Origin of the sequence: Streptomyces corynorhini, assembly GCF_003346515.1 — a bacterium.
Lineage (GTDB): Bacteria > Actinomycetota > Actinomycetes > Streptomycetales > Streptomycetaceae > Streptomyces > Streptomyces corynorhini.
In genome coordinates, this window is record NZ_QQNA01000002.1 from 1 (window position 1) to 14,651 (window position 14,651).

At 71.9% G+C, this 14,651-nt stretch carries 13 protein-coding genes; 4 read left to right on the top strand and 9 right to left on the bottom strand.

What is annotated here, in order from left to right:
* The 5 genes from DVH02_RS35835 to DVH02_RS00320 form a co-directional block, all read right to left on the bottom strand.
* Positions 1-196: hypothetical protein (locus tag DVH02_RS35835; protein ID WP_114621619.1), on the bottom strand; the 196-nt coding region annotated here is incomplete at its 3' end.
* A gap of 82 nt (positions 197-278) precedes the next feature.
* Complete coding sequence (locus DVH02_RS00305; RefSeq protein ID WP_114621620.1) at positions 279-923, bottom strand: aspartate/glutamate racemase family protein; 645 nt, start codon at positions 921-923, stop codon at positions 279-281.
* Positions 924-1,221: 298 nt separating this feature from the next.
* The gene (locus DVH02_RS00310) at positions 1,222-1,770 is read right to left on the bottom strand and encodes a DoxX family protein (protein WP_114621621.1); all 549 of its coding nucleotides are present in this window, start codon (positions 1,768-1,770) and stop codon (positions 1,222-1,224) included.
* 130 nt (positions 1,771-1,900) lie between these two features.
* On the bottom strand, positions 1,901-3,124 hold the full coding sequence (locus DVH02_RS00315) for an SGNH/GDSL hydrolase family protein (RefSeq protein WP_114621622.1): 1,224 nt from the start codon (positions 3,122-3,124) through the stop codon (positions 1,901-1,903).
* Positions 3,125-3,336: 212 nt separating this feature from the next.
* Positions 3,337-3,537 (bottom strand): antitoxin, encoded by a 201-nt coding sequence (locus DVH02_RS00320; protein ID WP_114621623.1) that lies wholly within the window; start codon positions 3,535-3,537, stop codon positions 3,337-3,339.
* Positions 3,538-3,947: 410 nt separating this feature from the next.
* Between DVH02_RS00320 and DVH02_RS00325 the strand changes: the two genes are divergently transcribed.
* From DVH02_RS00325 to DVH02_RS00340, 4 genes are all read left to right on the top strand, one after another.
* On the top strand, positions 3,948-4,466 hold the full coding sequence (locus tag DVH02_RS00325; RefSeq protein WP_114621624.1) for a lytic polysaccharide monooxygenase auxiliary activity family 9 protein: 519 nt from the start codon (positions 3,948-3,950) through the stop codon (positions 4,464-4,466).
* 119 nt (positions 4,467-4,585) lie between these two features.
* Positions 4,586-5,317, top strand: coding sequence for a chitinase (locus DVH02_RS00330; RefSeq protein WP_114621625.1), 732 nt, complete (start codon positions 4,586-4,588; stop codon positions 5,315-5,317).
* Positions 5,318-5,528: 211 nt separating this feature from the next.
* Positions 5,529-7,211 (top strand): ABC transporter permease, encoded by a 1,683-nt coding sequence (locus DVH02_RS00335; RefSeq protein ID WP_233517960.1) that lies wholly within the window; start codon positions 5,529-5,531, stop codon positions 7,209-7,211.
* A gap of 38 nt (positions 7,212-7,249) precedes the next feature.
* Positions 7,250-8,644: an ABC transporter ATP-binding protein gene (locus DVH02_RS00340; RefSeq protein WP_114621627.1), complete on the top strand. Its 1,395-nt coding sequence runs from the start codon at positions 7,250-7,252 to the stop codon at positions 8,642-8,644.
* A gap of 43 nt (positions 8,645-8,687) precedes the next feature.
* Here DVH02_RS00340 and yicI read toward each other — a convergent pair whose 3' ends face one another.
* From yicI to DVH02_RS00360, 4 genes are all read right to left on the bottom strand, one after another.
* Positions 8,688-11,003 carry an alpha-xylosidase gene (yicI, locus tag DVH02_RS00345; protein ID WP_114621628.1) on the bottom strand — a complete coding sequence of 772 codons (2,316 nt, stop codon included), beginning with the start codon at positions 11,001-11,003 and terminating at the stop codon, positions 8,688-8,690.
* A 106-nt stretch (positions 11,004-11,109) separates the two neighbouring features.
* Positions 11,110-11,952, bottom strand: a complete 843-nt coding sequence (locus tag DVH02_RS00350) for a carbohydrate ABC transporter permease (protein WP_407697572.1) — start codon at positions 11,950-11,952, stop codon at positions 11,110-11,112.
* The gene (locus DVH02_RS00355; RefSeq protein ID WP_114621629.1) at positions 11,949-12,908 is read right to left on the bottom strand and encodes a carbohydrate ABC transporter permease; all 960 of its coding nucleotides are present in this window, start codon (positions 12,906-12,908) and stop codon (positions 11,949-11,951) included. The genes DVH02_RS00350 and DVH02_RS00355 overlap by 4 nt, the downstream gene beginning before the upstream one ends.
* Positions 12,909-12,923: 15 nt before the next feature.
* A complete protein-coding gene (locus tag DVH02_RS00360; protein WP_114621630.1) occupies positions 12,924-14,153 on the bottom strand; it encodes a sugar ABC transporter substrate-binding protein in 1,230 nt (409 codons plus the stop codon).
* Positions 14,154-14,651: the final 498 nt, after the last annotated feature.

The window sequence follows — 14,651 nt, forward strand, 5'->3', positions numbered from 1 at the left end:
CCGGGCCGGGCTGCGGCTCGGGCTCCGGAGGCGGTACGGGGGTGGGGCCGGGGCCCGGCGGCGAGGGCAGCGGATCGGGTCCTGGTACGGGCGCCGGGCCGGGCGGCGGCACCGGCACCGGGCCGGGGACGGGTCCCGGCGGCCCCGGCGGCGGGGTGGGCGACGGCGGTACCGGGTCGGGGTAGGGACTGGTCATGCCTGTCCTCCAGAAGTGCGGGAGTCGTGCGTTCCCAATGTCTCCCGGAGCGCGTGCCCACGCGCGCCGGATCCACGCGTGGTCAGCCCGTACGTTCCCCGGCGGCGACCGTCGCGGCCACCGCCGCTGCCAGCCCCGAGCGCGGGGCGACGAGCACCGGAAGGGCGCTCGTGACGCGTTCGGCCGCGTCGGCGGCCGACACCTGGGCGAGCACGATCACGTCCGCTCCCGTGACGTCGTCGGCCGCCGCCGCCACCGCGTCGAGGTAGCCGTCGCGGTCGCCCGCCTCGAACAGCGCCCAGGCCCCCTCGACCAGCACCGTACGCACCGTGACGTCCCGGCCCGCCGCCTCCTCGCGGATCAGCGCGGCCGTCGGCCCCAGGGTGCTCTCCACGGTGGCGACGACCGCGACCCGCCCGGCCGACGCGGCGGCCCCGGCCATCGGCCGGTCGATCCGCAGGACGGGCACGCCGAGCGCGGGGGCGGTGCTCTCCGCCACGGCGCCGAGGGTGGAGCAGGTGCACAGCACGGCGCTCGCCCCCGCCGCGACCGCGCCCGCCAGCACGGCCCCGACCCGGTCCGCCACGGCGCCCGGCCCCGCCGCCCTGGCCCTGACGAGCAGCTCCTCGTGGACGAGATGGCGCAGGCCGAGCCCCGGATGGTCCGCGGCGGCCAGCGCGTCGAAGACCGGGACATGGAGCGGGGAGGTGTGCAGCAGCGCGAGCATGGCGGCAGGCTAACCCGCCACAGGCGAGGCGATCCGATCGGTTCCGGCGGACCGGTGGAACCGATCATGCCCGGGTGAGGTCTGGGCAGGGTGGATTATTCTGTTCTTCGCACTGCTCTCCGCGCCGTCGGAGGCATACCGGACGGTGTCACTTCCGCCCTGACCGCGGTCCTGGCCGCCGCGCTGGCGTTCGGCGCGTACGCGTGGGGGGGGGGTGATGTCGGGGTTCTACCTCCTGGACCCCGATGAGCTGTGCTCGGCGGCGGGCGCACAGGGCGATCAGGTGGTCCACAGCCCCTTACGGAGCCGTGCCGCCGCCGTCGGCCGCCTCGTCGGCCGCCGCCGCCAGGCCCTGGGCGCGCCTGCGGATGACCAGGACCGCCGCCGCCGCGCTCGCCGCGAAGGCGACCGGGACCATCCAGTGCCGGTCGAGGCAGTGGTCCGTGGCGTGGTCGAGGGAGTAACGCCCGGCCCCCGCCAGGCCGATGGACGCGGCGGTCCAGCCGAGGAAGCCCGGATACTCGAAGCCGCCCGACTGGGCGAAGAACCCGCTGGGCGCGTGCACCGCCGCCGCCCCCGCCATGCCGCCCGCGGCGGCGGCTCCGGCGGCCGGGGTGGCCAGGCCCAGGGCGAGCAGCAGACCGCCGCCCGCCTCGACGACCCCCGAGGCGATGGCGCTCGGCCGGGCCGGGCGGTAGCCCATGGCGTCCATCCCCTGTGCGGTGCCGTCGATGCCTCCGCCGCCGAACCAGCCGAACAGCTTCTGTGCGCCGTGCGCGGCGAGCACGCCTCCGGTGCCGAGCCGCAGGGCGAGCAGGCCGAGGTCGCGTCGGGTGTGACAGGTCATGGCGGGCTCCGGAGGGTCGGGCACGTCGCGGGTGCCTCGGGCGGGTACGGGCGTACGTCCCCACTCTCCGGGGTACGGGGCGCGCGAGCGCTGCGTTGCTGCGCCGTACGGGTTCCGGAGCCCGCCGCGCTCACCGGGAGCAGCGCAGGGCGCGCGGCTCGACGTGCTCGCCCATGGCCTCCATGCCCGCGTCGTTCGGGTGGAGATGGTCCCCGCTGTCGTAGACGGGCAGCATCTTCGCCGGGGCGGCCGGGTCGCGTACCAGCGCGTCGAAGTCCACGACGGCGTCGAAGGCGCCGCTGTCGCGGATGAAGGCGTTGACCTCCTGGCGGACCGCTTCGCCGGCCTCCTTCCACTCGCCCCAGCCCTCGTACGGCATGACGGTGGCGCCGACCACGCAGGCACCGGCGGCGTGGGTCCTGGCGATGATCTGGCGGTAGCCGTCGATCAGTTCGGCGGCCGTGGGGGCCGGGACGGCCTTGATGTCGTTGACCCCTTCGAGCAGGATCACCGTCCGCAGGCCGCGCTGGGAGAGGACATCGCGGTCGAGGCGCTTGAGGGCGCTGACGCCCGCGCCGTCGCCGAGGACCTTGTTGCCGGAGATTCCCGCGTTGGCGACGCCCTTGAGGGAGGTGGCGCGGTCGTCGCGCAGCCGCGCGGCGAGGAAGTCGGGCCAGCGGCGGTCGGTGTCCGGGGTGGAGCCGGAGCCGTCGGTGATCGAGTCGCCGAACGCCACGACGGCTCCGGTGCCGGCGGGCGCGCGGACCACCACCGCGTCGAGGTAGTGGCGGAAGGTCGTCCGCTCGGTGTAGGCGGCGTCGGACTCCTCGACGGCGTGATCGCCCGAGGGCGCGATGTAGGAGGTCTGGTTCCCCCGCACATGGCCGGTGGCGGTACCGGCCGCGTCCTGTACGTAGACGCTCACCGCGAGGTCGGCCCCGGGGCGTACCGTCCCGGGCAGCGGGTCGCTGTAGACGGAGCCGCCGGGCGGGACGGTGACCGAGGCGGCGCCCCGGAAGGTGAGCGGGCGGTTGTGGCCGGGCTGGACGGCGGCGCCCGCGGCGCGCGGTCCCGCGTAGGCGCGGCCGAAGGTGACGGGCGCCTCGCCGAAGGCGTTGGAGAGCCGGACCCGCAGGTCGCGGCCGCCCGCGCTGGTGTGGATGACGACGCGGTGGGTGCGCCCGGGAACGGCCTCGCCCAGCCGGTCGGCGCTGGCCGCCCAGGTGACGACCTCGCTGGCGGGTGCGGGGCGGGCCGAGGAGGCGGCCGGCACCGCGGTCAGGGCGGTGGCGGTGAGCGTGAGGACGGTGGCGGCGCGGCGGGCGCGGTGGCGGGGTAACGCGGTTCTGGTCATCGCGGAATGGTCCCTCTCCGGTACCGGACGGTCGCGGCCGTGCCGGGAAACCGGCACGGACCGCTCATCCATGGCACGGCCGCGCGGCGCCCGCGGTTCGGCCGTCCGGCGCTGTCCGTGGAAACGGCCCCGCGTCGCCGCGTCACCCGTACCGAGTCACCCGTACCGCGTCACCCGTACCGTGTCAGCCGCACCGCGTCACCCGTACCGTGTCAGCCGTTCGGGGGACGGTCGCCGGGGTGCGGTCCTTCCGCGTCGAGCTGCTCCTCGATCTTCTTCTGCGCGGTGTCGACCTGGCCGCGGTACTTGTTCCCCGTCTTCCGGTCGAAGGCGTCACCCGCCTTCTCCACCCCCTGGCGGGCCACACCCTCATGGCCCTTGAGCAGACTCTTCAGCTTGTCGAGCATCGACATGTGCGGGCTCCTCACTCGGGGACGTACTCCCGTCCACCATGGGCGCGGGACCGCGATCCCGCATCCGCGTCGGGTGCGCGCTCCGGCCGGTTCCGGCCCGTGCGGGCGTGTTACGCGGAGCGCCGGGAAAAGCCCCGATCGGGACCTTCGGCGGGCTCGCCGCACCCGTCCGGCGCCCCAACAGCCCTTTCCAGCAGTCCCCTTGACGGGATCATCTCGACCTGTATGGTCTAGGCCAAGTGGTCGGGTCCTTTCCGAACGCAACGCCCAACACGCTCCGCCGGAAAGGGAATCGACCGCCGACCTTCGCGCCTCTGGGCCCCACACCTGAGAGGCCGACCCGCGGTATTCCGGTCCCCCACGGTCCGTATATCCAGCGGGAAGTCCTGAAGTGAAGGAGTTCTCCCCCCATGAACAACAAGAGGAAGCTCGCCGTCGCGCTCGGCGCCGTCGTCGCCCCCGTACTCGCCATAAGCCTTCCCGCGAGTTCCGCGAGCGCCCACGGATACATCTCCTCCCCGCCCAGCAGGCAGGCGCAGTGCGCGGCGGGAACCGTCGGCTGCGGTGACATCACCTACGAGCCGCAGAGCGTGGAGGGCCCGAAGGGGCTCACCAGCTGCAGCGGCGGGAACTCCCGGTTCTCGGAGCTGGACGACGACTCCAAGGGCTGGACGGTGACCCCGGTCAACAGCACCACGACCTTCCAGTGGCAGCTGACCGCGCGTCACTCCACCAGCACCTGGGAGTACTACGCGGGCGGTCAGAAGATCGCCGAGTTCGACGACAACGGTGCGCAGCCCGGCGCGACCGTCAGCCACGACGTGAACTTCGGCGGGCTGACCGGTCAGCAGAAGGTCCTGGCGTTCTGGAACATCGCGGACACCTCGAACGCCTTCTACGCCTGCATCGACGTCAACGTCGGCGGCTGAGCCCCGGCGGACACCGCACCTCTCACCGGGCGCGCCCCGGCCCCCGCGCGGGGGCGCGCCCGCCCCCACACGCAGGGGCCGCCGCGCCTCGGGCGGCCGGATCCAAGGAAGTGAATCACGTGCGCAAGCGCATCATCGGGCTGCTCACCGCGACCGCGTCGGCGGCCGCGTTCTCCCTGTTCTCCCTCGCGCCCTTCTCCTCGGCGCAGCAGGCGCCGGCCGCGGCGGCGGACGATTTCGTCGTCAGCGAGGCCCAGTTCGACCAGATGTTCCCGAACCGGAACCCGTTCTACACGTACAGCGGTCTGACCGCCTCGCTGAGCGCCTATCCCGAGTTCTCGGGGGCGGGCGGCGACGACGTGCGCAAGCGGGAGGCCGCGGCGTTCCTGGCCAATGTCAGCCATGAGACGGGCGGCCTGGTCCATGTGGTCGAGCAGAACACCGCGAACTATCCGCACTACTGCGACACGAGTCAGCCGTACGGCTGCCCGGCCGGACAGGACAAGTACTACGGACGCGGGCCGATCCAGCTCAGCTGGAACTTCAATTACAAGAGCGCGGGCGACGCGCTCGGAATCGATCTGCTGAACAATCCGGATCTCGTGCAGAACGACGCGGCCGTCGCGTGGAAGACCGGGCTCTGGTACTGGAATACCCAGAGCGGCCCCGGCACGATGACGCCGCACAGCGCCATGGTGAACGGCGCCGGATTCGGCGAGACGATTCGCAGCATCAACGGAAGTATCGAATGCAACGGCGGAAACCCCGCCCAGGTGCAGAGCCGGATCGATCTCTACACGGGATTCGCGTCGGTCCTGGGTGTCGACCCTGGCGGCGATCTCGGCTGCTGACGCGGACGCCTCCCTCTCCGTGAGGGGCGGTGCCACCGGCCGGTGAGGCGGTGGCGCCGCCCTTTCGCGCGCGGCCACCCGTGTGGCGCGTTGCACGCGAGGTACGCGGCTGCACAGAGTGTGGTCGGAGGTTCCTGTGATGTCTTTCCGGACCCGTACCACCACCTCGCGGGCGTCGCCTACGTCCCGGTTCGCCGGTCGGCCGGCCCGGATGAGCTGGGCGGACGCGGTGGTGGCCGCCGCCGTGCTGGTGCTGATCTATCTGACGCTGCGGGTCGGGCAGGGGACGACGGTCTCGTTCTCCACCAGCGAGTCGGCGCGGGTCGACACCGATCCGGCCCGGCTGCCCTACGACGCGGCGCGCAGTCTGCTGCGGATGTTCGTCGCGCTCGCGCTCTCGACCGTCTTCACCTTCGTGTACGCGTACGCGGCGGCCAAGAGCCGCCGTCTGGAGCGGATCCTGATCCCGGCGCTGGACATCCTCCAGTCCGTGCCGGTGCTCGGCTTCCTGACCGTCGCGGTGACCGGGTTCATCGCGCTGTTCCCCGGTTCGATGCTGGGGCTGGAGTGCGCGTCGATCTTCGCGATCTTCACCTCGCAGGCGTGGAACATGACGTTCGGCTTCTACTCCTCCCTCACCTCGCTGCCCCGCGAACTCGACGAGCTGTCCCGGTCCTTCCGCTTCACCCGGTGGATGCGCTTCTGGCGGGTGGAGGTGCCGTCGGGCGCCATCGGCCTGGTGTGGAACGGCATGATGAGCTTCGGCGGCGGCTGGTTCTTCCTGGTCGCCTCCGAGGCGATCAGCGTCAACCACCGGGACTACGCGCTGCCCGGGGTCGGCTCGTACGCCGGGGCCGCCATCGCGGACGGCGATCTGGCCCGGGTCGGCTGGGCCGTTCTCACGATGGCCGTCATGGTCATCGGGGTGAACTTCCTGTTCTGGCGGCCGCTGACCGCCTGGGCGGAGAAGTTCAAGAACGAGCAGGCCGAGGCCACCGAGGTGCAGCGCTCCCTCGTGCTGAACTTCCTGCGCCGCTCCAACTGGCCCCGGTTGCTCGGCAGGCTCACCCGTCCCGCGCGACACGGCCTCGCACGGGCCGCCCGGGTCCTCGGCGTGGACGACCGGCCGCTGCGGATCGACCCCGGTCGGCGGCGCACCGGCGATGTCGCCTTCGCGGCGGTGGCCGGTGCGCTGATCCTGTGGGGCCTGGTCGACCTCGGCGGCTATCTGCACGCCCGTACCGGGCTCGGGGTGTTCGCGGAGCCGCTGGTGGTGGGGCTGGTCACGCTGGGGCGCGTGGTGGTCCTGGTGGCCGTGGCCACCGTGGTGTGGGTGCCGATCGGGGTACGGATCGGCTTCTCCCCGAGGCTGACCCGGGTGGCCCAGCCGGTCGTGCAGGTGCTGGCGAGCTTTCCCGCCAACTTCCTCTTCCCGCTGGCCGTCTGGTTCTTCCTCAGGACCGGTCTCCCGATCGATGTCGGCGGCATCCTGCTGATGGCGCTGGGCGCCCAGTGGTACATCCTCTTCAACACCATCGCGGGCGCCATGTCCATCCCCACCGACCTGCGGGAGGTCATGGACGATCTCGGGGTGCGCGGCGCGCAGCGCTGGAGACGGCTGGTCCTCCCGGGGGTCTTCCCGTCGTACGTGACCGGTGGCATCACCGCGTCCGGCGGCGCCTGGAACGCCTCGATCGTCGCGGAGGTCGTCACCTTCGGCGGTACGACCCTGACCGCCACGGGCCTGGGCGCGTACATCTCCGGGGCCACGCAGTCCGGGAACTTCCCCCGGCTGATCGCCGGGGTGGCCGTGATGAGCCTGTACGTCGTCGGCCTCAACCGGCTGGTCTGGCGGCGGCTGTACCGGCTCGCCGACGCCCGCTACGCCCTCTGAGACAGCCCGCCACCGGATACGCGGTTACGGAGTACGACATGATCTTCGACGCTCTGCGCAAGCTGCGCCCCGCCCGCTCTCCCCGGGACCGCAGACCGCCCGCCCCGCCGCGCGCCGCTGACGGCGACGTTCTGCTCGACGCCGGGAACGTCACCAAGTCGTACGCGGGAGCCGACCGCGAACTTCCCGTGCTCGAAGGCATCGACCTCCAGGTACGCGCAGGTGAGGTGGTCGCCCTGCTGGGCAGGTCCGGATCGGGCAAGTCGACCCTGCTGCGCTGCCTGGCGGGGCTGATCCCCGTCAGCTCGGGGACGGTCTCGTACCGGGGCACGCCGCTGACCGGTGCGAACCCGGGCACGGCGATGGTCTTCCAGACCTTCGCGCTGCTGCCGTGGCTGACGGTCCAGCAGAACGTCGAACTCGGTCTGGAGGCGCGGGGCGTGGGGGCGCTGGAGCGCGCGGAGGCGGCGGTCGGGGCGATCGACCTGATCGGGCTCGACGGCTTCGAGTCCGCGTATCCGAAGGAGCTGTCGGGCGGGATGCGCCAGCGCGTGGGGTTCGCGCGGGCGCTGGTCGTCGAGCCGGACGTGCTGATGATGGACGAGCCGTTCTCCGCGCTCGATGTGCTGACGGCGGAGAATCTGCGCGGTGAGCTGATGGAGCTGTGGGAGTCGGGGCGCTTCCCGACCCGCGCCATCATGCTGGTGACCCACAACATCGAGGAGGCGGTGCTGATGGCGGACCGCATCGTGGTCCTCGGCTCACGTCCCGGCACCATCCGGGAGACGTTCGAGGTGGGGCTGGAGCGGCCCAGACAGCGCAACTCCGCCGCCTTCGAGGAGCTGATCGACCGGGTCTACCGGACCATGACCGGCCGGCCGAAGGAGCCCCGCGTCCCGGGTAGGCCCGAGCCCGCGGGTCCCGAGCGGCGCACGTACACCAACACGCCGCTGCCGACGGCCAGCGTCGACGGGCTGTCCGGTCTCGCCGAGATGGTCGCGCACCGCGGCGACCGGTGCGATCTGGCGGATCTCGCCGACGATCTGGTGCTGGAGATCGACGATGTGCTGCCGCTCGTCGACGCGCTGGACCTGCTCGGCTTCGGCGAGGTCAGGGGCGACGATCTGCTGCTCACCCGCGTCGGGGCCGCTTTCGCCGGGGCCGACGTGCAGGAGTCCAAGACCCTCTTCGCCGAGGCGGCGATGGGCGCTCCGCTGGTGCGGCTGATCACCACCAGTCTGCGGCAGAATCCGTCCGGTGCCCTGCGCGCCGGGTTCTTCCGCGATCTGCTGGCCCATCACTACACCAGCGAGCAGGTCGACCAGCAGTTGGAGACCGCCACCGACTGGGGCCGTTACGCGGAGCTGTACGCGTACGACGCGGACCCGGAGGAGTACCGGCTCGACGAGGGCGCGGCGAGCACCCCGCGGTGAGGCCCCGGCGGAAGCGGCCTGCGCTGCCGCCGGGGCCGCCGGATCAGGCCCAGCGGGCGGTGAGCCGGCCGGTGCCCGCCGGGCAGGTGTAGAGCGCGCCGAGCGGGTCGGCGACGCCGTCGCCGGTCGGGGCCGCCCCCACGAGGAGCACCCGCCAGGGCAGCGCGCCGCCGGTCTCGACGACGACGTCCGCAGCCGTGCGCCGTACGGTGAAGACGGCGGCGTCGCCGGAGCCGTCCGGGGCGGGGACGGGCACCACGACCTCGCTGTCGCCGTCCCCCGGCGCGTACACGCGCAGGGTCACGCCGTCCGCCCAGTCGTACTCGGGGCTCCCGTCCACGGCTCCGAACGGGATCACCGCGTCCGGCCGGGCCAGCAGCGGCAGGGTGTCGAACCCGTGGGTCTCGCGCCGCCAGCCCGGTCCCTGGATCCGCTCGCCGGTGAGCACCTGGGTCCAGGTGCCCTCGGGTACGTAGTAGTCGACCGTGCCGTCCTCGGTGAAGACCGGTGCCACCAGCAGGTCGTCGCCCAGCATGTACTGGCGGTCGAGCGGGTGGCAGGCCGGGTCGTCGGGGAAGGCCAGCACCATCGCGCGCATCACCGGGGTGCCGAAGTCCCGTGCCTGGAGCGCGGCCCGGTAGAGGTAGGGCATCAGCCGGTGCTTGAGCCGGGTGAAGGAGCGGGTGACGGCGACGGCCTCGTCCCCGTAGTCCCACGGCACCCGGTAGGACTTGGAGCCGTGCAGCCTGCTGTGCGAGGAGAGCAGTCCGAACTGCACCCAGCGTTTGAAGACGGCGGGGGTCGGGGTGCCCTCGAAGCCGCCGATGTCGTGGCTCCAGAAGCCGAAGCCGGAGAGCCCGAGCGAGAGTCCGCCGCGCAGCGACTCGGCCATCGCCTCGAAGGTCGACTCGCAGTCGCCGCCCCAGTGCACGGGCAGCCGCTGACCGCCCGCGGTCGCGGAGCGGGCGAAGACGACGGCCTCGCCCTCGCCGCGCTCGCGCCGCAGCAGCTCGAAGACGGTCTCGTTGTAGAGCTGCGTGTAGTAGTTGTGCATGCGCTCCGGGTCGGATCCGTCGTGCCAGGCGACGTCCACCGGCACCCGCTCGCCGAAGTCGGTCTTGAAGCAGTCGACGCCCTGGTCGAGCAGGACGCGCAGCTTGCCGGCGTACCAGTCGCGTGCGGCGGGGCTGGTGAAGTCGACCAGCGCCATGCCGGGCTGCCAGCGGTCCCACTGCCACACGTCGCCGTCGGGCTTCTTCAGCAGATGGCCGCCGGCCATGCCCTCGGCGAACAGCCTGGACTTCTGGGCGATGTACGGGTTGAGCCAGACGCAGACGCGCAGTCCGCGCTCCTTGAGGCGGGCGATCATGCCCTCGGGGTCGGGGAAGACGTCCGGGTCCCAGACGAAGTCGCTCCACTGGTACTCGCGCATCCAGAAGCAGTCGAAGTGGAAGACGCTGAGCGGGATCTCGGCGTCGGCCATGCCCTGGACGAAGCGGTTGACCGTCGTCTCGTCGTAGGAGGTGGTGAAGGAGGTGGAGAGCCACAGGCCGAAGGACCAGGCGGGCGGCAGCGCGGGCCGGCCGGTGAGCGCGGTGTAGCGGGCGAGGATCTCGCGGGGGCCGGGGCCGTGGATGACGAAGAACTCCAGGCTCTGGTCCTCGACGCTGAACTGGACGCGGCCGACGGTCTCCGAGCCCACCTCGTAGGAGACCAGTCCTGGGTGGTTGACGAAGACGCCGTAGCCGCGGCTGGTGAGATGGAACGGGACGTTCTTGTACGCCTGTTCGCTGTTGGTGCCGCCGTCGGCCTGCCAGATGTCGACGGTCTGGCCGTTCTTGACGAACGGGGTGAAGCGCTCGCCCAGCCCGTACACGCTCTCCCCGACGCCGAGCGAGAGCTGCGCGAGCATGAAGTGGCGTTCCTCGGCGTCGGTGGCGAAGCCTGCGCCGCGTCGGCCCAGCGAGGTGAGGGTGTGGCCGCCCGCGGTGAAGTCCAGCTGCCAGGGTGCCTCGGTGTCGGTCCGCAGGGAGAGTTCACCGGAGACCAGCTCGATCGTGGAGCCCTCCCTGACCACCTTGGCGTGGCCGCTCCCCCCGCCGGGGGTGAGCGCGAACTCCGGCCGCCGGGGCAGGCGTCCGCCGTGGTGGGTGAGGCGGACACCGATGACGCCCTCGGCCGGTGACCAGCACTCCACGGTCAGCAGCGGGCTGTTGAGGGTGTCGCCCCGGTGGGTCACCCTGGTGACCGGCGCGTAGAGGGTGACCCGGTCGTCGGTGACGACGGCGTCGGTCACGGAGACCGCGTGGCGTGCGGTGACGCCGGGGCGCATCTGCCAGTACCCGTCGGTGAACTTCATCAGTGCTCCTGCTTCTGCTCGTAGCGGTGTGGCCGGGCCGGTGGGGTCGGCGCGGCGGACGGCTTCGGTGCGGACGGCCCCGGGCGCGGGCGTCCGGGGCCGTCCGCTATTTGACGGAGCCGCCGGTGATCCCCGCGGCGACGTACTTCTGCGCCAGGACCAGCAGGATCGCGGCGGGGACCGCGGAGACGACGGCGGTGGCCATGACCGCTCCCCAGTCGCTGACATGGGCGCCGATGTACTCGTACATGCTCAGCGTGATGGGCTTGACGTCGTCCGTGGTGTTGAGGGTCAGCGCGAACATGAAGTCCGACCAGGCGAAGAGGAAGGTGAACAGACCGGCGGTGATCAGGGCGTTGCGGCTCATCGGCAGCACGATACGCACGAACGCGGTGAACCTGTTGGCGCCGTCGACGAGGGCCGCCTCGACGACCTCGCGCGGTATGGACACCATGAAGGCGCGCAGCAGCACGATGGAGAACGGCAGCCCGAGCGAGGCGTCGGCGAGGATCAGCCCCAGGGTGGAGTTGACCAGGCCGAGTTCGACATAGGCGCTGTAGAGGGCGTTGGCGATGACGATGCCCGGCACCATCTGGGTGATCAGGGTGGCGAAGACGATGGCGCGCCCCGAGCGGAGCCCGAACTGCGCCAGCGCGTACGCGGCGGGGGCGGCGAGCGCCAGACAGACCACGACCGCGCCGAGCGCGACGACCAGGCTGGTGGCCAGCGAGCCGCCCTGACTGCTCAGCGCGCGCTGGAAGTTGTCCCAGCCGGCCGTGGTGGGCAGCCAGCGCGTCGCGGCGAGGCTCTCGCCGGGCTGGAGGGCGATGTTCAGCATCCAGTACAGCGGGAAGAGCAGGACGACGAGGACGGCCAGCGCGGCGACGGTGCTGCCGGCGCGGCGCGGGGTGCCGGGGACGGGTAGGGCGCGAGTGGGCACGGCGGTCACTTCCCCTGGCCGAAGTCGGAACGGTTGGCGCGCAGATAGAGCACGGCGAAGACCGCGCTGACCAGGACGAGGACATTGCCGACCACGGCGCCCTGGCCGAAGTCCAGTTGCTGGAAGGAGAGCTGGTAGGTGAGGGTGCCCAGCGTCTGGGTGGAGTCGGCGGGGCCGCCGCCGGTGAGCGCGAGGATCAGATCGAGGATCTTCACCGTGGACATGAAGCCGAGGATCAGGACGACGGTGACGACCGGCCGCAGCAGCGGCAGGGTGAGGCTGCGGAAGGTGCGCCAGGCTCCGGCGCCGTCGAGCGCGGCGGCCTCGTACAGATCGCGCGGGATCTCCTGGAGGCCGCCGTAGAGGATCACCATGTTGAACGGGATGCCGATCCACACGTTGACCAGGATCGCGGCGAAGAGGGCGACGTTCGGGCTGCTCAGCCAGGGGATCGCGGACGAGGTGAGGTGCAGGTCCATCAGCAGGGTGTTGAGGACGCCGGTCTCCTGGTCGAGGAGTTTGCGCCAGACGACGGCCGAGACGACCATCGGGACCAGCCAGGGCAGCAGCAGGACGGCGCGGACGAATCCGGAGAGCCGGAAGCGTCGGGAGAAGAAGACGGCGAGCGCGAGACCGAGGACGAACTGGCCGAGCAGCGAGCCGAAGGTGAAGACCAGGGTGTGCCAGAGCGACTGGGCGAACAGCGGGTTGTCGAAGACCCCGCGCCAGTTGTCGAGGCCGTTGAAGGGCGCCTCGCCGGTGAAGTAGGTGCGCGGGCTGTAGTGCTGAAAGCTCATCAGGATGTTGCGTACGAGCGGATAGCCGAAGAAGGCCAGCATGTAGAGGGCCGCGGGCGCGACGAAACACCAGCGCAGCAGCGTGGCGCGGCGGCGCTCGCGCGGCACGCCGGCCGGCCGCGGGCGCCCGGTGGGCGCGGTGACGGACGTGGTGACGGTGGTGGTCATGACGGATCGCTCACCTCACTTTCCGGCCGTGGCCCGTGACTGGGCCTGCTTCAGGGCGTTGTCGGGGGTCGCGCGTCCGGTCAGTACGGACTGGAAGGCGCCGGAGAGCGCGTCGGAGACGACCGGCCAGCGCGCGCCGACCCGGCCGGTGCGCGAGCGGGCGGTGGCCACCTGGTCGGCGAAGGCGCCGAGCTTGGGGTTCTGGTCCTTGTAGGCGGCGGACGCCGCCGTGCGGGTGGGCACGTTGTAGACGGCTTCGCCCCAGGCCACCTGGTTGCGCTCCTCGTTGAGACAGTTGACGATCTTCGCGGCTGTCCGCTGCCGGCCGCTGTCCCCGGTCCTCGGCAGGGCCATCACCGTGCCGCCGATGGGCGGCACCGGGGGCCGGCCTGCCTCGGGGACCGGTACGGGGGCGACCTCCCAGGTGACGTTCTTCTGGGCGCTGAGCACCGGCACCTGCCAGGGACCGTTGATCATCATCGCGGCGCGCCCGGCGATGAACTGGTCGTTGACGTCCTGCTGGTTCCAGGTGACGACGGCGCTGGAGGCCGACTTGCTCGTGACGAGGTCCTTCCAGAGCTGGAGCGCCGGGGCGCCCTTGCCGTCGTCGAGCCGGGCCTCGTCACCGCCGGTCGACCAGAAGAACGGCAGGAACTGGTAGACGCCGTCCGCGTCGGGGGTCGCGCTGAAGGCCATGCCGAAGGTCCTGCCCCGGGTGAGCTTCTTGGCGGCGGCCTTCAACTCGTCCCAGGTGGTGGGCGGTTCGACGCCCGCCTCGCGCAGCAGATCCGCGTTGTAGATGAGCGCGAGGGAGTTCACCGACCGGGCGATGCCGTACGAGGTGCCCCGGAAGCTGCCCATGCTCACGGCGCCCTCGGACATGCCCGTGACGTCCACTCCGGCGTCCGCCAGCGGTACGAGGCCGCCGGTGTCGGCGAACTGCGGCAGCTCGGAGCCGTCCAGCTCCAGGATGTCCGTCAGGGAGTGCGAGGAGGCCATCCGCAGCGCCTTGGAGGCGACCTGGTCGGCGGGGACGCTGGTCTGCCTGACCCGCACGCCGAGCGGTTTCGCGCAGCGGTCGAAGAACTTCTGTTCCTCGTCGTGTTCGTGGGTGTCCGTGGCGGAGTTCAGCACGGTGATGGTCCCGGGGTCGGGCACCTCGGCGCACCCGACCAGGCCCGAGGCGGCCAGGAGCGCGGTGAGGATCAGGGTCGGCGCCGGTGGGCGCCGGCGGAGGAACGGCATGGCGAGGGGCTCTCCGTTCGGTCTACGGCTCTGTAAGGAGACGGAGGTGGTGCGAGGGGCGTGCGGGGCGGTCGGGGCGGTCGGATGGGTGGTGCGGGGGTGCCGGTGGGTGCCCGGTGGGTGCCGCGGGAGGGTGCCGCGTACCGGTGGAGAACGGTCTGTCGAACCTGCGTCGAATCGATTCGATTGACGATGCGGCGATGCTAGGCGCTCGCGGAAACGGCGACAAGGGGTGCGGCACGGATCCGCGCCGACGCGTCCTTCGGATGCCGAGCGCTCACGCGAGGCGGCGGATCGTCCTCGTACGGGACGTACCCGGACGACTCCGGGGACGTACCCGGACGACTCCGGGGACGTACCCGGACGACTCCGCCCACGCGGCGCGCGGGCGTGCCGGGCGCCGCGGGGCAGCCGGGACTTGGAAGCCAGGGCCCAGGGTCTTCCGTTCGGATCAGGCCGGACGAGGGAGCGGGGTCCGGTGCCGTGGATCGCAAGGCG

Coding starts and splice junctions, on each gene's coding strand:
- DVH02_RS00305 (WP_114621620.1), bottom strand. CDS start 923: ATGCTCGCGCTGCTGCACACCTCCCCGCTCCATGTCCCGGTCTTCGAC.
- DVH02_RS00310 (WP_114621621.1), bottom strand. CDS start 1,770: ATGACCTGTCACACCCGACGCGACCTCGGCCTGCTCGCCCTGCGGCTC.
- DVH02_RS00315 (WP_114621622.1), bottom strand. CDS start 3,124: ATGACCAGAACCGCGTTACCCCGCCACCGCGCCCGCCGCGCCGCCACC.
- DVH02_RS00320 (WP_114621623.1), bottom strand. CDS start 3,537: ATGTCGATGCTCGACAAGCTGAAGAGTCTGCTCAAGGGCCATGAGGGT.
- DVH02_RS00325 (WP_114621624.1), top strand. CDS start 3,948: ATGAACAACAAGAGGAAGCTCGCCGTCGCGCTCGGCGCCGTCGTCGCC.
- DVH02_RS00335 (WP_233517960.1), top strand. CDS start 5,529: ATGAGCTGGGCGGACGCGGTGGTGGCCGCCGCCGTGCTGGTGCTGATC.
- DVH02_RS00340 (WP_114621627.1), top strand. CDS start 7,250: ATGATCTTCGACGCTCTGCGCAAGCTGCGCCCCGCCCGCTCTCCCCGG.
- yicI (WP_114621628.1), bottom strand. CDS start 11,003: ATGAAGTTCACCGACGGGTACTGGCAGATGCGCCCCGGCGTCACCGCA.
- DVH02_RS00355 (WP_114621629.1), bottom strand. CDS start 12,908: ATGACCACCACCGTCACCACGTCCGTCACCGCGCCCACCGGGCGCCCG.
- DVH02_RS00360 (WP_114621630.1), bottom strand. CDS start 14,153: ATGCCGTTCCTCCGCCGGCGCCCACCGGCGCCGACCCTGATCCTCACC.